This window comes from Bradyrhizobium sp. WBOS07 (assembly GCF_024585165.1).
Lineage (GTDB): Bacteria > Pseudomonadota > Alphaproteobacteria > Rhizobiales > Xanthobacteraceae > Bradyrhizobium > Bradyrhizobium japonicum_B.
Genome location: NZ_CP029008.1, coordinates 474,579 through 492,098 on the forward strand (window position 1 = coordinate 474,579; position 17,520 = coordinate 492,098).

Genomic DNA, 17,520 nt, shown 5'->3' on the forward strand with positions numbered 1-17,520 from the left:
TCAACAACCCCAACGCGGGAGACACCCTCTCCCCAACCCTCCCCCGCAAGCGGGGGAGGGAGCGCACCGCCAGTGCGGCGCTGTCAATGGCTGACTTGGTACACCGTTTTGTGGCACAACGCCCCCACCGCCGACCGACCAACGAGGCCATGCATGCCCGCGCCAAAACCGCCTGCCTTCGAGACCCTGAGCCTGCATGCGGGCCAGCATCCGGATCCCGTGACCGGCGCCCGGGCGGTGCCGATCTACCAGACCACGTCCTACGTGTTCCAGGATTCCGATCACGCCGCTGCGCTGTTCAACCTGGAGCGTGCCGGCCATATCTATACGCGCATCTCCAATCCGACCACGGGCGTGCTGGAAGAACGGCTCGCCGCGCTCGAAGGCGGCGTCGGCGCGATCTGCACCGCGAGCGGCATGGCCGCGCTGCACCTGGCGATCGCGACGCTGCTCAATGCCGGCGATCACATCGTGGCGTCGAGCTCGCTCTATGGCGGCACGATCAATCTCTTGGCGCACACGCTGCCGCGCTTCGGCATCACCACCACGTTCGTCAAGCCGCGCGATCTCGAGGCGTTCCGCAGCGCCATCAAACCGAACACCAAGCTCGTCATCGGCGAGACCATCGGCAATCCCGGGCTGGAAGTGCTCGACATCCCCAAGGTCGCGCAGATCGCGCATGACGCGAAGATTCCGCTCTTGATCGACAACACCTTTGCCACGCCCTATCTGAGCCGGCCGATCGAGCTTGGCGCCGACATCGTCATGCATTCGGCGACCAAATGGATCGGCGGCCACGGCATCGCGATCGGCGGTGCGATCATCGACGGCGGCCGCTTCGACTGGCGCTCGTCCGGCAAGTTCGGCGTGCTGACCGAGCCCTATGGCGGCTATCACGGCATCGTCTTCGACGAGCAGTTCGGCACGGCGGCCTTCATCATGCGCGCCCGGACCGAAGGCCTGCGCGATTTCGGCGCCTGCCTGTCGCCGACCAACGCATTCCAGCTGCTGCAGGGCGTCGAGACGCTGGGCGTGCGCATGGACCGCCACATGCAGAACACCTACCTGGTGCTGGAAGCCCTGAAGTCCAACAAGGCGGTCGACTGGGTGCTGCATCCCTCGCTGGAGACGCATGCGGATTATCAGCTCGCCAAGCAGCTGCTGCCGCGCGGCGCCGGCTCGATCATCTCCTTCGGCATCAAGGGCGGACGGCCCGCCGGGCGCAAATTCATCGAGAGCCTGCGCATGATCAGCCATCTCGCCAATGTCGGCGATGCCAAGACGCTGGTGATCCACCCGGCCTCGACCACGCATCAACAGATGGACGCCGAACAGCTCAAGGCGGCCGGCATCGGCGAGGAGCTGGTGCGGCTGTCGGTCGGCATCGAGACCGCAAGCGACATCATCGACGATCTGGCGCAGGCGCTGCGCATCTCGCAGAAGGTCTGACACCATGAAGCTCTCCGTCAACGGCGCTGATGTGTTCGTCGCAACCGGCGGCCGCGACTTCGACAAGTCCCTGCCTGCGGTCGTGTTCATCCACGGCGCCGGCTTCGACCATTCGACCTGGGCGCTGCATACGCGCTGGTTCGCCCATCACGGCTTTGCCGTGCTGGCGCCCGATCTGCCCGGCCACGGCCGCTCCGCCGGGCCTTCACTCGGCAGCATCGCCGAGATGGCGGACTGGACCGCGGCGCTGCTCGATGCGGCAGGAGCTGCGAAGGCGCATCTGATCGGCCATTCCATGGGATCGCTGATCTCGCTGGAGACCGCCGCCCGGCATCCCGACAAGGTCTCCGCGCTGAGCCTGATCGGCACCGCCGCGACCATGACGGTCGGCCCGGATCTGCTCAAGGCGGCCGAGGCCAACTCGCAGGATGCCAACGACATGGTCTCGATCTGGGGCCTCGGCTTCAACGCCGAGCTCGGCGGCAGCCTCGCGCCGGGCCTGTGGATGCATGGCGGCGCGCAGGCGGTGCTGAAGGCGTGCGAGCCCGGCGTGCTGTTCAAGGATCTGTCCGCGTGCAATTCCTACACGAATGCGCTTGCCGCCGCTGCGAGCGTCAAGGTGCCGACAACGCTGATCCTCGGCGAGCGAGACATGATGACGCCGGCGAAGGCGGGCAAGGCGCTCGCCGCGGCAATCCCGCATGCAAAGACAATCGTAGTACCGGGAGCCGGGCACATGATCATGGCCGAACGGCCTGATGAATTGTTGGCGGCCTTGCGGAACTGAACAGGATCAATCGCTCGCGTCATGCGTTTCGGTCAGACATCCCTATGATCCTCAGAGGGAACTCGAGCCATGCCAAGACCTGAGATCATTCGCAAAGCCAGGCAGGACAAGCGCGCCGGCAAGTCGCCGAGCACGCAGGCCGGCGAATTCGTCAAGGACGAGATCGACAGGATCAGGAAGGGCAAGCACGGCGCGCGCTCGACCAAGCAGGCCATCGCGATCCGCCTGTCCGAAGCACGCCGAGCCGGTGTCGATCTGCCGCCGCCGCGCAAGGGGCGCACCAGCAAGGCGACGCGCCGCAGCGCCAAATACGCCTATGAGGTCGGCCAGGGCAAACGCACGCCGAAGCGCCGGCCGAAGGTGTCGCGCACCGTCGAGAACGTCCTGAAGAAGGAGCCGCGCTCGGCGGCATCGCGCAGCGCGCTGTCGAAACAGGGCAAGCGGGCCGCGAGCCGCCGAACCGCGGCGTCACATTCGGCCGCCGCGCGGAAAGCGAGCCACACCAAGGGCGCCAAGGTCCGCTCCGCCGCAGCAAAGAAGGCAGCGCGCACCAGGGCGCGCCGCCGGAGTTGATGCCCTCTAGCGACCTTGTGAGTTGAATGCCAGCGGCTGCCGCCTGACGATCCGGCCGTCTATCGCATGAATCGGAGCTTGCATGTCAGAGACTCTGAAGGGGCGCACCGCGCTCGTGACCGGCGGCTCGCGCGGGATCGGCGCCGCGGTCTGTCGCGCGCTGGCGGAAGCAGGCGCTGCCGTGGCGATCAATTGCCGCGAGCGGATCGGGCAGGCCGAGAAGCTCGTGGGCGAGATCGGCAGGCAAGGCGGCCGTGCCATCGTCGTCGCTGCTGACGTCTCGCAGCGCGAGGCCGTGGCCGGAATGGTCGAGCGGGTGATGGCCGGGCTCGGGCCGGTCGACATCCTCGTCAACAATGCGGGCATCGCCATCACGCGCGGCATCGACGATCTCACCGAAGACGATTTCGACCGCACCATCCTGGTCAACCTGAAATCCGCCTTCCTGTGCACGCAAGCCGTGCTGCCGTCGATGCGATCGAGGAAATGGGGCCGCATCGTCAACATCTCCTCGGGAGCGGCGCGCGGTGCCGGCTCGATCGGCCCGCACTACAATGCGTCCAAGGCCGGCATGGAAGGCCTCACACGAGGCTATGCCGCGCGGCTGGTGAAGGAGGGCGTTACCGTCAACGCAGTGGCGCCGTCGCTGATCGAGACCGACATGATGAGCAGCCAGCCCCAACTCGTCAGCCGCATCCCGCTCGGTCGCTTCGGCACGGCGGAGGAGGTGGCGAAAGCCGTGATGCTGCTGGTCGACAACGCCTACATGACCGGGCAGACCGTAGCGCTCAGCGGCGGGATGACATTCAATTAGGGCAGATGCTGCCTTCTTCCTTCTCCCCTTGCGGGAGAAGGTGGCATAGGCGGCCTTGGGCCGCCGTTCTTAAGAACGCCGAAGCGAAGCTTCGGCTACGGCGCCGGATGAGGGGTATCTATCCGCAAAGTAAAATCGCGAGAGATGTGCTTGCGGAGACAAACCCCTCACCCGTCTCGCCGCTATCGAGGCGAGCCAACCTCTCCCACAAGGGGAGAGGAGAGAAGAATCACCACATCGTCGCGGCGGCGCGTTCGGGCCAGATGCGGTCATATTCGGCGCCGCCGAGCTTGTTGTCGCTCATCTCGGCGAGGATCTGGCCCGGCGTCGGCAGAGTTTTCGGGTCGATGCGCTTGTCGGGATTCCAGAGGTCGGAGCGCACGATGGCGCGGGCGCATTGGAAGTAGATCTCGTCGACATGCATGACCATGACGCTGCGCGGCGCCTTGCCTTCGACCTTGAACGAGGCCAGGAGCTCGGGATCGATCGAGAGATGCGCGCGGCCATTGGCGCGGACCGCGTTGCCGGAGCCGGGGATCAGGAACATCAGCGACACCCTGGGATCGCGCACGATGTTGCGCAGCGAATCGACCCGGTTGTTGCCGCGGCGGTCCGGCAGCATCAGCGTCTTGGGATCGTGGACTCGGACGAAGCCGGGCAGGTCGCCGCGCGGCGAGCAGTCGATGCCTTCCGGCCCGATGGTGGCGAGCGCGGCGAATGGTGCCTTCTCGACGAAGACGCTATAGAGCGGCGTGACATGGTCGGCGACTTTCACGGTCGAGGCGTCATTGGTGGCGCCGTAGATTGCCTCTAGCTGCTCGACCGTTTCGATCACCGACATTCCGTTCTCTCCGTGGTGGACCGGCTATTCCTGCCGGCCTTCGCTCCTGATGACGCGCACGAGCTCGCGGCTGTGATCCTCTGCGCTGCCGGCGTTGAGGATGGTTATATCGGCCTGCGCCGTCGTGTCGTCGATGCTGCGGGTGAGACGTTCGGCGAGATCGCCATCGCTCTGCCGCGCCCGTGCGGCGAGCCGTTGCGCCAGCACCTCCGGCGGTGCCGTGATCGCGACCACCACGACATTGACATAGGTCTGGCGCAACCCGCCGATCACCGTGCGCGAGACGTTGGCGACGACCGTGCGTCCGGCGCTGATATGGTCGTCGATGTCGCGCGGCAGCGCGTAGGAATGACCGTGTGCGTCCCAGTGCACGGCAAACTCGCCATGCTCGCGGGCGCGGCGGAATTCATCCGACGTCAGCGCGACGTTGTCCTCGTCAGCGGAGGATTCGCGCGTCACGGCCCGGCGCGGAAACACGACGCTGAGATCATTGGCGCAGGCCGCTTGCGCCAGCCGCAAGAGCGTGTCCTTGCCGGCGCCGCTGGGGCCGACCACGAGCACGAGCCGGCCGGGGCCGATCGCGCCCTCCTCGCCCTCGGCCGTGGTCGCGGTCTCGCTCATGCGACCCGGTGTCCCTCGCGCCAGACGCTGCGGACCACGGGAACGTTTCCTGCAACATGCACGCGGATCAGATCGGCGCGCTTGCCGGTCGCGATCTCGCCGCGATCGGTGAGGCCGACCGCCTCGGCGGGCGCCTTCGTCACCGTGCGGATCGCATCGGGAAGGCTGATGGCCGGGACATGGTCGGGCAATTGCAGCGCGCCCATCAGGAGGCTCGACGGGATGTAGTCCGAAGACAGGATATCGAGCAGGCCTTCCCGGGCGAGATCGACCGCGGCGATGTTGCCCGAATGCGAGCCGCCGCGCACGACGTTCGGCGCGCCCATCAGGATGTCGATGCCGGCCTGGTGCAAGGCACGCGCGGCTTCCAGCGTGGTCGGGAATTCCGCGACCGAGACGCGGTCGCGCACGGCATCCGCGACGTTCTCCTCGGTGGTATCGTCGTGGCTGGCGAGCGGGATGTCGTACCGATGCGCCAGCGCCACGATCTCGCGCATATTGGTTGCGGCGTATAGCTTCTGATACTCGAAGCGCTTGGCGAACAGCTCGTCGAGCTCGGCGTCGGTCTTGCCGCCGCCCTTGCCGCGATAATAATCGCGCAGCTTGACCTCGTCGCGGAACTGGCGCTGGCCGGGGGTGTGATCCATCAGCGACATCAGCTTGACGTCGGGACGGTCGATCAGCTCCCTGGCCTCCTCGACCACGCTCGGCATCGGGATCTCGCAGCGCAGATGCAGGAAGTGATCGGCGCGCAGCAGGCTGGCCTCGCGCGCGGTGGTGATGGCGGCGGCAAGCACGCCGGCGCGGCCGTCGACCTCCTCGGCGCCGTCCTCGCGCCAGACCCGGAGCGAATCGAACACGGTGGTGATGCCGGACGTGGCGAGCTGGCCGTCATAGGAGACCACCGCCGCGACCGGATTCCAGAACACCTTCGGCCGCGGCACGTAATGGGCTTCGAGATGGTCGGTGTGGAGCTCGATCAGGCCCGGCATGATGAGGTCGCCGCCGGCATCCTCGGCGCCTGCGGGCGCCCGACCCTCGCCGATCTCGGCAATGCGGCCATCGGCGAGAGCGAGCCAGCCCTGCTCGATCACCCGCTCGGCCAGCACGATCCTGGCGTTGGCGATCACGATGTCCTTCGGCTTGGCGTTCATGTCCATGTCCTTCAGGCCGCGGCGGCAAAGCTGGTGACGTCGACGATGCGGTCGGCAATCAGATGCCGGATTTCGTCGTCATGGACAATGGCAACCATGGCGACGCCCCGGCGCTTCTTCTCGGCAATCAGCTCGACCACCACAGCGCGGTTGGCGGCATCGAGCGAGGCGGTCGGCTCGTCCAGCAGCAGGATCGGCAGGTCCGAGATGAAGCCGCGCGCGATGTTGACGCGCTGCTGCTCGCCGCCGGAGAAGGTCGCGGGCGGCAGCCGCCACAGCCGCTCGGGGATGTTGAGACGATGCAGCAGCTCGCCGGCACGGGCCTGTGCGTCGGCGCGGGCCGCGCCGTTCACGATCAGCGGCTCGGCGACGACGTCGATGGTGGCAACGCGCGGCACCGCCCGCAGGAACTGGCTGACATAGCCGATGGTGGCGCGGCGGACGTTGAGCACCTGCCGCGGCTCGGCGCTGGCGAGATCGATCAACGCGCCGCGATGGCGGATGCCGATCCGACCGGAATCGCAGCGGTAATTGCCGAAGATCATCTTGAGAATCGACGACTTGCCGGCCCCCGACGGACCCGACAGCACCACGCACTCGCCCGGATTGACCTGGAAGGTCACGCCGCGCACGACCGGCAGCTCGATGCCGCCCTGCAGGTGCATCGTGAAGGTCTTGTTGGCATCGGCGACGTCGATCATGGCGGTCATTGCAAAACCCATATCGAGAGACTCATGGCGGCAGAATCGAGGAGACGAGAAGTTGCGTATAGGGCTCGCGCGGATCGTCGAGAACCTGATCGGTGAGACCGGTTTCGATGACCCTGCCACCCTTCATCACCATCACCCGGTGAGACAGCAACCGCGCGACCGCCAGATCGTGGGTGACGATGATGACGGCGAGATGCAGCTCGGCGACGAGGCTGCGCAGGAGGTCGAGCAGACGGGCCTGCACCGAGACGTCGAGGCCGCCGGTCGGCTCGTCCATGAACACCAGCCGCGGCTCGGTGACGAGGTTGCGCGCGATCTGGAGCCGCTGGCGCATGCCGCCGGAATAGGTGCGCGGCGCATCGTCGATACGTGCGACGTCGATCTCGACCCTGGTGAGCCAGTCTGACGCGGTGTCGCGGATGCGACCGTAATGGTTCCAGCCCACCGCCATCAGCCGCTCGCCGACATTGGCGCCGGCCGACACCGCCATGCGCAGGCCCTGCGCGGGATCCTGGTGCACGAAGCCCCAATCGGTGCGGAACAGGAAGCGCCGCTCGGCTTCGCCCAGCGTGGCGAGATCGCGGGTGATGCCGTCGCGCATCCGGTAGGAGACGTGGCCGCCGCTGGCCGCCAGCTGGCCCGACAGCAGCTGGAGCAGCGTCGACTTGCCGGAGCCGGATTCGCCGACGATCGCCAGCACCTCGCCGGGATAGAGCGCGAACGAGACGTCGCGGCACGCGGCAATGCGGCCGAACGACTTGCTGAGGGATGTCGCGACAAGCAGGGGCTCGTCGTTCTCGCGCAGCTCTGGATCAGCCATTCGCGCCTCCTTGCGCCTTCTCCTTGTACGGCGCGGCACTTTCGCTGCCGTGATGGCCGGCGGCCTGCCGGCCCTCGCAATAATCGGTGTCGGAGCAGACGAACATGCGGCTGCCCTTGTCGTCGGTGACGATCTCGTCGAGATAGGAATTCTCCGCGCCGCACAGCGCGCAGGGCGCGTTGAAGCGGTAGGGCTCGAACGGATGATCCTCGAAATCGAGCGAGACGACCTGCGTATAAGGCGGGATCGCGTAGATGCGCTTCTCGCGGCCGGCGCCGAACAGCTGCAGCGCCGGGCAATTGTCCATCTTTGGATTGTCGAATTTCGGCGTCGGCGACGGATCCATCACGTAGCGCGCGTTCACCTTCACCGGATAGGCGTAGGCGGTCGCGATATGGCCGAAGCGGGCGATGTCCTCGTAGAGCTTCACGTGCATCAGGCCGTATTCGGCGAGTGCGTGCATGCGCCGCGTCTCGGTCTCGCGCGGCTCGAGGAAGCGCAGCGGCTCCGGGATCGGTACCTGATAGACCAGGACCTGGTTCTCGCTCAGCGCCGCCTCGGGAATGCGGTGACGGGTCTGGATCACGGTCGCCTCGTCCGTCGCCGTCGTGGTGGCGACGCCGGCGGTCTTGGCGAAGAATTTCCGGATCGAGATCGCGTTGGTGGTGTCGTCGGAGCCCTGGTCGATCACCTTCAGCACGTCGGAAGGCCCGAGGATCGCGGCGGTCACCTGCACGCCGCCGGTGCCCCAGCCATAGGGCATCGGCATTTCGCGGCTGGCGAACGGCACCTGATAGCCGGGGATCGCGATCGCCTTGAGGATGGCGCGGCGGATCATCCGCTTGGTCTGCTCGTCGAGATAGGCGAAATTATAGGCCGGCGCGTTCATTCCGCGGCTTCCTTCATGGCATCGGGCGTTTGTACCTCCGCGAACTCCTTCCGAAGCTTGCGCAGCAGGCCGAGCTCGGACTGGAAATCGACATAATGTGGCAGCTTCAGGTGCTCGACGAAGCCGGTCGCCTGGACGTTGTCCGAATGCGACATCACGAATTCCTCGTCCTGCGCGGGGGCACGCACCTCCTCGCCAAGCTCGCGGGCACGCAGCGCCCGATCGACCAGCGCCATCGACATGGTCTTGCGCTCGCTCTGGCCGAAGGCGAGGCCATAGCCGCGGGTGAAGCACGGCGCCTCGGTTGCGGAGCCCTTGAACTGGTTGACCATCTGGCATTCGGTCAGCTCGATCGCGCCGAGCGGCACCACGAAGCCGGCGTCTTCCGCTGAGAATTCCACCTCGACCTCGCCGAAGCGGATCTCGCCGGCGAAGGGATGGTTGCGGCCATAGCCGCGCTGGGTGGAATAGCCCATCGCCAGCAGGAACCCTTCGTCACCGCGCGCCAGATTCTGCAGCCGCAGGTCGCGGTCCGCCGGAAAATTCAGCGGCTCGCGGGTGAGATCGCCGACGCCGGCGCCGTCCTCGGCCTGCGGCGAGGATTCGATCAAGCCGTCGCGGCCGAGAATATCGGTCACGCGCGGCGTCGGCGCCGTGGAGGCGTCGGCCGTGGCCGGTGCCTCCGGCGCAAAGCCCTGCGCGAGCGAGGGATCGAGCAGGCGGTGAGTGTAGTCGAAGGTGGGGCCGAGGATCTGGCCGCCGGGAATATCCTTGAAGGTCGAGGACACCCGCCGCTGCACCCGCATCGCGCCGGTGTCGACCGGCTCGCTGGCGCCGAAACGCGGCAACGTGGCGCGGAAGGCGCGGACCAGGAAGATCGCCTCGATCAGGTCGCCGCGGGCCTGCTTGATCGCCAGCGCCGCGAGCTCGCGATCGTAGAGCGAGCCCTCGCTCATGACGCGGTCGACGGCGAGGCCGAGCTGCTGCGAGATCTGGTCGAGGGTGACCTCCGGAACGCTTTGGTCGCCGCGCCGCTTGTGGGCGAGCAGGCGATGGGCGTTGTCGATGGCGCGTTCGCCGCCCTTGACTGCGACATACATGCTTCAGCTTCCCTTGCTCACGACGCGCGTGGTGCGGGGGATCGCGACCAATGCGTCATCGGCGACCAGCACGACATCGATGCCGCGCGGAAACAGCGCCTCGTTGACCTGCAGGCGCTCGAACAGATCGAACGGCTTGATCGACGCATCGAGCCTCGCGGCGCCGTCGATGCCGGGACCGCGCAGCTCGAAGCTGCGGCCCGCGTCGAGGCTCTCCACCTGGAGGATGATCGTGGTGGAGCGATCCGGATATTCGCTGGTGCCGAGCGCGAAGCGTTCGAGCGGCGGAAGCGCGGCGCCGTCGCCGATCAGCGCGAAGCTCGCGACCGAGCTATCCTGCACCAAGGGCGCGCCGGTGTGGAACTTCAACCATTTCGCCGCGTCCGGGCTCGCCGCCATCCGCGCGTCGAGCCAGAGCGGCGTGTCGTGGTCGAACAGCGTCAGCGCGATCGCGGCGGTGCCGCGCATCACCGAATCAGGCGCCCCCGCCATCGGCACGATGCGCTGGACCGAGCCCGGCCGGGCCATCGCGTCCATCACCGAGCGAAAGGTCGATTGCGCCGACAGCACCTTGTCGGCGAATCCCGGCGGCAATTCGGCAATCGTGGTCATGATCTCAGCCCTCACCGCGCACCATGGTGTAGAAGTCAACCTTCGTCGCGGCGGTCTCGGCCGCGGCCTGTTTGCGGCGAATCATAAGCTGCTCGCGCAACGGCGCGATTACATCCCGCTCCACCGCGCCGCCGAAGTCGCGGGACTGCACTAGCGCATCGCACAATGCGATCAACCGCGCCTTCTCGCCGTCGCGCCCGAGCGTGTAGCCGAAACCGACCTCGCCGGTGGCGAGCTTCACCGCTGCGCGCGACACCGTGGCTTCGCCGAGATTGAACGGCGCGCCGTCGCCGCCGACCCGGCCGCGCAGCATGACGAGGCCGTTTTCCGGCGCGCGCAGATCCTGATGGTCCGGAAGAGCGAAGTCGCGGAGGCGGGCGGCGATCTCGCCCGCCTCCGCGTGCGCCAGCACGGCCATCGCGGCCTTGCGCTGGGCTTGCTGGGTATTGTGCTGGGTCACCTGGTCCACCGAACCTTTGACAGAACTTGCCGCATCGAAGTTGTCTATGATAATAGACAACTTCATACGGACGCGCCATGACTGTTTCGTGACAAGTGCGTGATTTCTGGGCTAGGCTGACCGGCGATATGAGCATGCAAGACACTGCGTCGTCCGGCGTCGCGCTGTGGCGCCTCGTTGCCGACGGCATCGAGCGCGGCATCGCCGACGGCCGCTTCGCGGCCGGCGACAAATTGCCAGGCGAGATGGAGATCGCCGAAACCTATCGCGTCAACCGCCACACCGTGCGGCGCGCGCTGGCCGCCCTCGCCGAGCGCGGCCTGGTGCGCGCCGAGCGCGGCAGCGGCACCTATGTCGAGGCGCAGAAGCTCGCCTATCCCCTGCGCTCGCGCACGCGGTTCTCCGAGATCGTCGGTGCCGGCGGCCGCGAGCCGCGCGGCCAGCTGATCGAGGCCTCCGACGACGTCGCCACCCGCGAGCTGGCGCGCGAGCTGGGCCTGAAAGCCGGCGCGCCCCTGGTGCGGATCGAGGCGATCCGCCTCGCCGACCGCACCCCGATCTGCGTCTCCACCACCTGGCTGTCGGCCGAGCTGTTCCCGAATGCGGGCGCCGTGTTCGCGGCCACGCGCTCGATGACCAAGCTGCTCGCCCATTACGGCGTGCGCGACTATCGCCGCGGCGCGACCCGGATCACCGCCGGCATCGTGGACGCCACCGACGCGGCCAGGCTGGATCTCGCGCTGGGACGCCCGATCCTGGTGGTCGACGCCACCGACCACGATCTCCAGGGCAAGCCGTTGATGACCAAGCATTCGCGCTTCGCGGCGGAGCGGGTGGAGTTTCTGGTGGAGTCGTAGGCTTCTTCCCCTCTCCCCTTGTGGGAGAGGGTGGCTCGCCGCGGAGCGGCGAGACGGGTGAGGGGTATGTCTCCGCAAATACTCATCTAAGTTCGGGGCGACATACCCCTCATCCGGCGCTTCGCGCCACCTTCTCCCACAAGGGGAGAAGGAAATGGAATTCGTGGTGGGCACCTGTGGTCAGGCGATAGCGCGCCTTCCGATGATCGCAAAGCGCAGCTTGCCCGAGATGAAATCGATCGCGGCGACCGCGACCAGGATCATCAGGATCAGGAATGACACTTTCTGCCATTCCAGCACGCGGATCTGCTCGGCGAGTTGCAGGCCAATGCCGCCGGCGCCGACGATGCCGATGATGGTCGCCGAGCGGGTGTTGGACTCGATGTAGTAGAGCACCTGGCCGGCGATGACGGGCAGCACCTGCGGCATCAGGCCGAAGCGGATCTCGTGCAGGGCACTGCCGCCCGAGGCGCGGATGCCCTCGACCTGCTTCTGGTCGGCGCCCTCGATCGCCTCCGAGAACAATTTGCCGAACGCGCCGAAATCCGACACGGCGATCGCCAGCACCCCGGCGAACGGCCCGAGGCCCACGACATTGATCCACACCAGCGCCCAGATCAGGGTGTCGACGCCGCGGATCGAATCCAGCACGCGGCGAACCGGAAATCGCAGGATACCCGACGGCACTACGTTGCGCGCCGCGAGCAGGCTGACGGGGAGCGCGAACACGGCGGCGAGCGTCGTGCCGAGCAGCGCGATCGACAGCGTCTCGCCGAGCGCCTTGAGATAGACCGGCAGCGAGGAGCCGGGATCGGGTGGGATCATCATCAAAGTGATCCAGCCGAGCTGGCTGAGGCCGGCGAAGAAGCGCGACGGCGAGAAGTCGAGATCGACCAGGCCGTAGATCAGGATCGCGAACGCCGCAACAATCATCGCCGGCATCGCGAGCCGCGCCGAAGCGGGACGGTCGAACACGTCGGGATAGCGGGCGCGAAGCTCTCGCGGATCGACCTCGTGCGGCGTCACGTCCGCGCCTCCTTGCCGAACAAGCGGCCGCGCAGCCAGCCGGTGCTGATGTCGATGAGGAAGACGGTGACGATGATGGTGAGCAGGATGGCGCTGACGTCGGAATAGTAGAACTTGCGAATGGCGACGACGAGCTCCTGACCGATGCCGCCGGCGCCGACGAACCCCATGACGGAAGCCTCGCGGACGTTGATCTCGAAACGCAGCAGCGCGTAGCTGGCATACCCTGCCGTCACCTGCGGCACCACGGCGAAGCGCATGCAGGACAGCCAGCTCGCACCGGTCGAGCGGATGCCCTCGACCGGCTTCATGTCGGCGTTCTCGACGATCTCCGAGAACAGCTTGCCGAGCGCACCGGTGGAGTGGATCGCGATCGCGAGCACGCCGGCCATCGGCCCGAGCCCGAAGGCGATCACGAACACCAGCGCGAACACGATGCCTGGAACGGTGCGCGCGAATTCCAGCAGGCGCCGGACGACGAAGCGAAGCCAGGGTGCGGGCGAGGTGTTATCGGCGGCGAGGAAGTTCAGGCCGAATGAGAGGGTCGCGCCGATCAGCGTGCCGACGTAGCTGATCAGCAGGGTCTCGCCCAACATCTTCAGCCACTTGCGCCAGCCCCAGAGCCACTCGCCGACATCGGTCCAGACCCGCTGGCCGCTATCGAGCGTGAAAATGCGGTCGAAATAGCTGACGAAGTTGCCGAAATAGCTGAACAGCGTGCGCAGATTCACTTCGGCGCCGACCGCGGCGAGCACCAGCGCCGCGGCGAAGATCGCGGCCCCGAACAGGAGGCGGAGCCGCCTGCGTGCCACCGCCTGGCGATAGGCGGCGTTGAGCACGGCGAGCTGCTGCTCGGGAAGGATCGAAACCGCTGTTGTCATGGGCTTGAGATGAAGTCCCGTCAAAGAAAGAGCCGGGTCGATGGACCCGGCTCCAGTGGCATCGTCCCGATACTCAGGACGCCTTCTTCTTACGCAGGGCGTCGACGAACTTGATCAGATCGATCGTGCCATCCCAATCCTTGGTGGTGGCGGGATGGAAGCCTTTCTTCTGGCCGTCGGAAAGGCGATCGAACGCGGCCTTGTCCTTGGTCGGCGCGTCGAAGAACGCCTTCGCAATGGCGGCCTTGGCGTCTTCCGGCAGGTCGGAGTTGTAAGCATAGGGGCCGTTGATGATCGGCGCCGACTTATGGACGATGCGGAAGTCTCCCTTCTTCATCGCCGAGCCGTCGGCATTCTTCAGCATGCCCTTGGTCAGCATTTGCGCCAGCGTCGAATCGTCATCGCTGGTCCACTGGTTGGCGGCAACCTCGACCGTGCCTTGCGCCAGCGCCAGCATCGCGTTCTCGTGGCTGCCGGTGAAGACGACCTTGCCGAAATAGCTGTCGGCGTCATGGATACCCAATTTGTCGAGCTCGAAGCGGGGCACGTTGTTGCCGGAGGTCGAGTTCGGGTCGACCAGGCCGAGATTCTTGCCCTTGAGCTGGTCGAGGGTCTTGTAGGGGCTGCTCGCCTTGACGAAGAACACCGAATAATAGCCGGTCGAGCCGTCGGCGTTGATGTCGTTGGCGAAGGCGTCGGTCTTGACGCCGGTCAGGCGGGCGCGGGCGAACGAAGCCGAGCCGTAGCTCGCGATGTGGATGTTGCCGGCGCGCTGGCCTTCGATCACGGCGGCGTAGTCGTTGGCGATGCGCAGCGTGACCTTCACGCCCAGCTCCTTGGAGAGATAGCTCACGAATGGCGCCCAGCGCTCGGTGACGCCGGAGGCATTCTCGGCCGGGACGACCGCGAAGGTCAGCTCGGGATATTTCGCCTTCCAGTCGGCGGCGAGGGCCGAAGTCGTGAATGCGAGCGCGGCGGCGCCAGCAAGGACCAGTCTGCGAGTGATCATGATACCCTCTTCATCGGTTGGGGTCGGTTGACGCAAAAACTTGCAAGGAAGACTTGCAACGAAACAGATCTGCTCAGGCGGCGGCCGCCGTTCCGAGCGCGGGAACGCCCGCGGGCGCCGGCGCAGGCACGGCGCCCATGACATCGGCAGCTTCGAGATCGTAGAGCTCGCGTGCGACGTGATCGGTCAGCGCGGCCGGCGCGCCGTCAAACACCACGCGGCCCTGCGCCATGCCGATCAGACGATCGCAATAGCTGCGGGCGAGGTCGAGCGAATGCAGGTTGCAGAGCACGGTGATGCCGAAATGCTTGTTGATGCGCAGAAGCGCATCCATCACGATCTTGGTATTGCGCGGGTCGAGCGAAGCGATCGGCTCGTCGGCGAGGATGATGTCGGGCTGCTGCACCAGGGCGCGCGCGATCGCGACGCGCTGCTGCTGACCGCCGGAGAGCTGGTCGGCGCGCTGGGCGGCGAGCGAAGCGATGTCGAACTGCTCGAGGGCGGACATCGCCAGCGCCTTGTCCTGCTCCGGCCACATTTGCGACAGCGAGCGCCAGGCCGGCATCGTCGCAAGCCGCCCCATCAGCACGTTGGTGAGGACGTCGAGCCGGCCGACCAGGTTGAACTGCTGGAAGATCATGGCCGAGCGCGCCCGCCATTGCCGCAGCTCCTTGCCGCGCAGCGCGGTGACGTCGATCCCGTCGAACAGGATGCGTCCCTCGGTCGGGTTCACCAGGCGGTTGATGCTCCGCAGCAGGGTGGATTTGCCGGCACCGGACCGTCCGATCACACCGACGAAGCCGCCGGGAGAAATTTGAAACGAGGCACCGTCCACCGCGGCTTTCGCGCCGAAGCGACACGTCAGACCATCCACCACCAGCATGCAGGGCTCCAGATTAACTGGGGCCAATCGCTAACGCCGGCGCTTAACACTTGTGTGACAGCGACGTTGCGGTGCGGCGATCCTGCACAGCTCATCCCCTGTCATCGCCGTGTCATGACATCGTCATCAAGCCGTTTGAAGAGGTACGCCCGCCTTCGCACTCCGGATTCGACATGGCCGCCAAAGCTCTTTCAGTTCAGCCGACCATCGATCCCTCGGCCAAGCTGCACGAGGCCCGGCTCGGCGCCTATACCGAGGTCGGCGCCCGCACCATCCTGCACGAAGTGGCGATGGGCGATTACTCCTATGTCGTGAACGATTCGCAGATCACCTACAGTACGATCGGAAAGTTCTGCTCGATCGCGGCGATGACGCGCATCAACCCCGGCAACCATCCGATGCACCGCGCGACGCAGGCGCATTTCACCTATCGTTCGAGCGCCTATTTCGACGGCGAGAGCGACGATGCCGATTTCTTCGACTGGCGGCGCCAGCATCACGTCCAGATCGGCCACGACGTCTGGATCGGCCACGGCGCGATCGTGCTGCCGGGCCGCAACATCGGCACCGGCGCGGTGATCGCGGCCGGCGCCATCGTCACCAAGGACGTGCCGGCCTACACCATCGTCGCCGGCAATCCGGCCCGAATCGTGCGGCGACGGTTCTCCGAGGAGATCGCCGGGCGTCTCGCGCGGCTTGCCTGGTGGGACTGGGATCACGACAAATTGCGCGAGGCCCTGCCCGATTTCCGCAAGCTCGGGATTGAAGATTTTCTGGCGGCATACGAAGCACGGGCAACTCTCCCTGCCAGCAAACGAAGCGCGGTCGCGTGACAGACATCTTGCTTGAAGGCGGCCGGACCCTGATCGGCACCGAACTCGTCGAAACGTCATTGGCGGTGTCCGGGCAGGACATCACTGCGATAGACGCCTCCCGCGGCCGGGCGCGCCTGGCGATCGACGCACGGGGCATGCTGGTTCTGCCCGGCATCGTCGATCTTCACGGCGATGCCTTCGAACGGCAGATGATGCCGCGTGCCGGTGTCGACTTCCCGATCGATGTCGCGCTCGCCGACAGCGACCGCCAGGCCATCAGCAACGGCATCACCACGGTGTTCCACGCCACCACCTGCTCCTGGGAGCCGGGCCTGCGCAGCGCGGACAATGCGCGCGGACTGATGGAGGCGATCGAGCGGCAGCGTTCGCAATTCGCCGCCGACACCCGCTTCCATCTGCGGCATGAAACCTACAATCTCGACGCCGAGGCCGAGATCGCGCAGTGGCTCATGGAAGGCCGCGTCGACCTGTTCGCTTTCAACGACCACATGGACGGCACGGTCGCCGACATGGCCAAGCCGCGCAAGCGCAACCGCATGGTGGAGCGCACCGGGTTGTCGGGCGAGGAATTCGACCGCCTGGTTGAGCGGGTGGTCTCGCGCGCCGATGAGGTGCCGGCTTCCGTTGCGCGTCTGGCCGCCGCGGCCCGTGCGGCCGGGGTGCGGATGCTCTCGCACGATGACGCGACGCCGTCGATGCGCCGCGAGTTTCGCGAGCTCGGCGCTTTGATCGCCGAGTTTCCGATCAACGAGGAAACCGCGCAGGCGGCGGCAAGCCACGGCGATGCCATCGTCTACGGCGCGCCGAACGTCGTGCGCGGCGGCAGCCACACCGGCTGGACCAAGGCCTCCGACATGATCGCCAAGAGGCTCTGCTCGGTGCTGGCGTCGGATTATTACTATCCCGCCCAGCTGCTCGCCGCGTTCCGGCTCGCCGCCGACGGCGTGCTTCCGCTGACCGAGGCCTGGAATCTGGTCTCTGCCGGCCCCGCGCGCGCGACCGGCCTGACCGATCGCGGCGTGCTCGCGGAAGGCCGCCGCGCCGACATTCTGCTGGTCGACGACGATGTGCCGCTGCGGCCGCGGCTGATCGCGGTGATATCGGGCGGCAAGCTGGTCCATCTCACCGATGCGACGCGGCTCCTGAGTACGGCGGCGATGCCGCGCGAAGCTGTCGCCGCGGCCTAAACCGGCTATGC

General features: G+C 66.6%; 20 protein-coding genes. 7 read left to right on the forward strand and 13 right to left on the reverse strand.

Translation table 11 applies throughout. The features are described 5' to 3' along the window. The first annotated feature begins 153 nt into the window (after positions 1-153). The 4 genes from DCM79_RS02190 to DCM79_RS02205 all read left to right on the forward strand — a co-directional run bounded on the left by DCM79_RS02190 (position 154) and on the right by DCM79_RS02205 (position 3,623). On the forward strand, positions 154-1,449 hold the full coding sequence (locus DCM79_RS02190) for an O-acetylhomoserine aminocarboxypropyltransferase (RefSeq protein WP_257178395.1): 1,296 nt from the start codon (positions 154-156) through the stop codon (positions 1,447-1,449). A 4-nt stretch (positions 1,450-1,453) separates the two neighbouring features. Further along, complete coding sequence (locus DCM79_RS02195) at positions 1,454-2,236, forward strand: alpha/beta fold hydrolase (RefSeq protein WP_257178397.1); 783 nt, start codon at positions 1,454-1,456, stop codon at positions 2,234-2,236. 69 nt (positions 2,237-2,305) lie between these two features. After that, a complete protein-coding gene (locus DCM79_RS02200; protein WP_257178399.1) occupies positions 2,306-2,809 on the forward strand; it encodes a DUF6496 domain-containing protein in 504 nt (167 codons plus the stop codon). An 82-nt stretch (positions 2,810-2,891) separates the two neighbouring features. After that, entirely contained in the window at positions 2,892-3,623 is a 732-nt protein-coding gene (locus DCM79_RS02205) for an SDR family NAD(P)-dependent oxidoreductase (protein WP_257178407.1), read from the forward strand. 229 nt (positions 3,624-3,852) lie between these two features. Here the strand turns inward: DCM79_RS02205 and DCM79_RS02210 are convergent, their stop codons facing one another. From DCM79_RS02210 to phnG, 9 genes are read right to left on the reverse strand one after another with little or no spacing between them, the layout of a single operon-like run. Then, the gene (locus DCM79_RS02210) at positions 3,853-4,464 is read right to left on the reverse strand and encodes a pyridoxamine 5'-phosphate oxidase family protein (protein ID WP_257178409.1); all 612 of its coding nucleotides are present in this window, start codon (positions 4,462-4,464) and stop codon (positions 3,853-3,855) included. Between the two features lie 24 nt (positions 4,465-4,488). Then, the gene (phnN, locus tag DCM79_RS02215) at positions 4,489-5,085 is read right to left on the reverse strand and encodes a phosphonate metabolism protein/1,5-bisphosphokinase (PRPP-forming) PhnN (RefSeq protein ID WP_257178418.1); all 597 of its coding nucleotides are present in this window, start codon (positions 5,083-5,085) and stop codon (positions 4,489-4,491) included. Next, positions 5,082-6,239 carry an alpha-D-ribose 1-methylphosphonate 5-triphosphate diphosphatase gene (locus DCM79_RS02220; RefSeq protein ID WP_257178420.1) on the reverse strand — a complete coding sequence of 386 codons (1,158 nt, stop codon included), beginning with the start codon at positions 6,237-6,239 and terminating at the stop codon, positions 5,082-5,084. The genes phnN and DCM79_RS02220 overlap by 4 nt, the downstream gene beginning before the upstream one ends. An 11-nt stretch (positions 6,240-6,250) precedes the next feature. Further along, on the reverse strand, positions 6,251-6,949 hold the full coding sequence (gene phnL / locus DCM79_RS02225; RefSeq protein WP_257178422.1) for a phosphonate C-P lyase system protein PhnL: 699 nt from the start codon (positions 6,947-6,949) through the stop codon (positions 6,251-6,253). Positions 6,950-6,971: 22 nt separating this feature from the next. Next, a complete protein-coding gene (gene phnK / locus DCM79_RS02230) occupies positions 6,972-7,769 on the reverse strand; it encodes a phosphonate C-P lyase system protein PhnK (protein WP_257178424.1) in 798 nt (265 codons plus the stop codon). Beyond that, positions 7,762-8,658 carry an alpha-D-ribose 1-methylphosphonate 5-phosphate C-P-lyase PhnJ gene (locus DCM79_RS02235; protein WP_257178426.1) on the reverse strand — a complete coding sequence of 299 codons (897 nt, stop codon included), beginning with the start codon at positions 8,656-8,658 and terminating at the stop codon, positions 7,762-7,764. Before DCM79_RS02235 ends, phnK begins: the two co-directional genes overlap by 8 nt. Beyond that, positions 8,655-9,758 carry a carbon-phosphorus lyase complex subunit PhnI gene (locus tag DCM79_RS02240; protein WP_257178428.1) on the reverse strand — a complete coding sequence of 368 codons (1,104 nt, stop codon included), beginning with the start codon at positions 9,756-9,758 and terminating at the stop codon, positions 8,655-8,657. The genes DCM79_RS02235 and DCM79_RS02240 overlap by 4 nt, the downstream gene beginning before the upstream one ends. A 3-nt stretch (positions 9,759-9,761) precedes the next feature. Next, positions 9,762-10,370 (reverse strand): phosphonate C-P lyase system protein PhnH, encoded by a 609-nt coding sequence (gene phnH / locus DCM79_RS02245; RefSeq protein WP_257178436.1) that lies wholly within the window; start codon positions 10,368-10,370, stop codon positions 9,762-9,764. 4 nt (positions 10,371-10,374) lie between these two features. Continuing rightward, positions 10,375-10,839: a phosphonate C-P lyase system protein PhnG gene (gene phnG / locus DCM79_RS02250; RefSeq protein WP_257180932.1), complete on the reverse strand. Its 465-nt coding sequence runs from the start codon at positions 10,837-10,839 to the stop codon at positions 10,375-10,377. Between the two features lie 119 nt (positions 10,840-10,958). Between phnG and phnF the strand changes: the two genes are divergently transcribed. After that, a complete protein-coding gene (phnF, locus tag DCM79_RS02255; RefSeq protein ID WP_257178438.1) occupies positions 10,959-11,687 on the forward strand; it encodes a phosphonate metabolism transcriptional regulator PhnF in 729 nt (242 codons plus the stop codon). 180 nt (positions 11,688-11,867) lie between these two features. Here phnF and phnE (DCM79_RS02260) read toward each other — a convergent pair whose 3' ends face one another. The 4 genes from phnE (DCM79_RS02260) to phnC all read right to left on the reverse strand — a co-directional run bounded on the left by phnE (DCM79_RS02260) (position 11,868) and on the right by phnC (position 15,486). After that, positions 11,868-12,713, reverse strand: a complete 846-nt coding sequence (phnE, locus tag DCM79_RS02260) for a phosphonate ABC transporter, permease protein PhnE (protein WP_257178442.1) — start codon at positions 12,711-12,713, stop codon at positions 11,868-11,870. Further along, entirely contained in the window at positions 12,710-13,594 is an 885-nt protein-coding gene (phnE, locus tag DCM79_RS02265; protein ID WP_257178443.1) for a phosphonate ABC transporter, permease protein PhnE, read from the reverse strand. Before phnE (DCM79_RS02265) ends, phnE (DCM79_RS02260) begins: the two co-directional genes overlap by 4 nt. A 73-nt stretch (positions 13,595-13,667) precedes the next feature. Beyond that, positions 13,668-14,603: a phosphonate ABC transporter substrate-binding protein gene (phnD, locus tag DCM79_RS02270; RefSeq protein WP_257178444.1), complete on the reverse strand. Its 936-nt coding sequence runs from the start codon at positions 14,601-14,603 to the stop codon at positions 13,668-13,670. A gap of 73 nt (positions 14,604-14,676) precedes the next feature. Continuing rightward, positions 14,677-15,486: a phosphonate ABC transporter ATP-binding protein gene (phnC, locus tag DCM79_RS02275; RefSeq protein ID WP_257178445.1), complete on the reverse strand. Its 810-nt coding sequence runs from the start codon at positions 15,484-15,486 to the stop codon at positions 14,677-14,679. 173 nt (positions 15,487-15,659) lie between these two features. Here phnC and DCM79_RS02280 point away from each other — a divergent pair, with 173 nt between their 5' ends. After that, on the forward strand, positions 15,660-16,319 hold the full coding sequence (locus tag DCM79_RS02280; RefSeq protein ID WP_257178446.1) for a chloramphenicol acetyltransferase: 660 nt from the start codon (positions 15,660-15,662) through the stop codon (positions 16,317-16,319). Further along, positions 16,316-17,509, forward strand: coding sequence for an alpha-D-ribose 1-methylphosphonate 5-triphosphate diphosphatase (locus DCM79_RS02285; RefSeq protein ID WP_257178447.1), 1,194 nt, complete (start codon positions 16,316-16,318; stop codon positions 17,507-17,509). Before DCM79_RS02280 ends, DCM79_RS02285 begins: the two co-directional genes overlap by 4 nt. The last annotated feature ends 11 nt before the right edge of the window (positions 17,510-17,520 follow it).

Bases quoted from the DNA above. Each gene is read 5' to 3' on its own strand.
- DCM79_RS02190 (WP_257178395.1), top strand. From the start codon at position 154: ATGCCCGCGCCAAAACCGCCTGCCTTCGAGACCCTGAGCCTGCATGCG.
- DCM79_RS02195 (WP_257178397.1), top strand. From the start codon at position 1,454: ATGAAGCTCTCCGTCAACGGCGCTGATGTGTTCGTCGCAACCGGCGGC.
- DCM79_RS02200 (WP_257178399.1), top strand. From the start codon at position 2,306: ATGCCAAGACCTGAGATCATTCGCAAAGCCAGGCAGGACAAGCGCGCC.
- DCM79_RS02205 (WP_257178407.1), top strand. From the start codon at position 2,892: ATGTCAGAGACTCTGAAGGGGCGCACCGCGCTCGTGACCGGCGGCTCG.
- DCM79_RS02210 (WP_257178409.1), bottom strand. From the start codon at position 4,464: ATGTCGGTGATCGAAACGGTCGAGCAGCTAGAGGCAATCTACGGCGCC.
- phnN (WP_257178418.1), bottom strand. From the start codon at position 5,085: ATGAGCGAGACCGCGACCACGGCCGAGGGCGAGGAGGGCGCGATCGGC.
- DCM79_RS02220 (WP_257178420.1), bottom strand. From the start codon at position 6,239: ATGAACGCCAAGCCGAAGGACATCGTGATCGCCAACGCCAGGATCGTG.
- phnL (WP_257178422.1), bottom strand. From the start codon at position 6,949: ATGACCGCCATGATCGACGTCGCCGATGCCAACAAGACCTTCACGATG.
- phnK (WP_257178424.1), bottom strand. From the start codon at position 7,769: ATGGCTGATCCAGAGCTGCGCGAGAACGACGAGCCCCTGCTTGTCGCG.
- DCM79_RS02235 (WP_257178426.1), bottom strand. From the start codon at position 8,658: ATGAACGCGCCGGCCTATAATTTCGCCTATCTCGACGAGCAGACCAAG.
- DCM79_RS02240 (WP_257178428.1), bottom strand. From the start codon at position 9,758: ATGTATGTCGCAGTCAAGGGCGGCGAACGCGCCATCGACAACGCCCAT.
- phnH (WP_257178436.1), bottom strand. From the start codon at position 10,370: ATGACCACGATTGCCGAATTGCCGCCGGGATTCGCCGACAAGGTGCTG.
- phnF (WP_257178438.1), top strand. From the start codon at position 10,959: ATGAGCATGCAAGACACTGCGTCGTCCGGCGTCGCGCTGTGGCGCCTC.
- phnE (WP_257178443.1), bottom strand. From the start codon at position 13,594: ATGACAACAGCGGTTTCGATCCTTCCCGAGCAGCAGCTCGCCGTGCTC.
- phnD (WP_257178444.1), bottom strand. From the start codon at position 14,603: ATGATCACTCGCAGACTGGTCCTTGCTGGCGCCGCCGCGCTCGCATTC.
- phnC (WP_257178445.1), bottom strand. From the start codon at position 15,486: ATGCTGGTGGTGGATGGTCTGACGTGTCGCTTCGGCGCGAAAGCCGCG.
- DCM79_RS02280 (WP_257178446.1), top strand. From the start codon at position 15,660: ATGGCCGCCAAAGCTCTTTCAGTTCAGCCGACCATCGATCCCTCGGCC.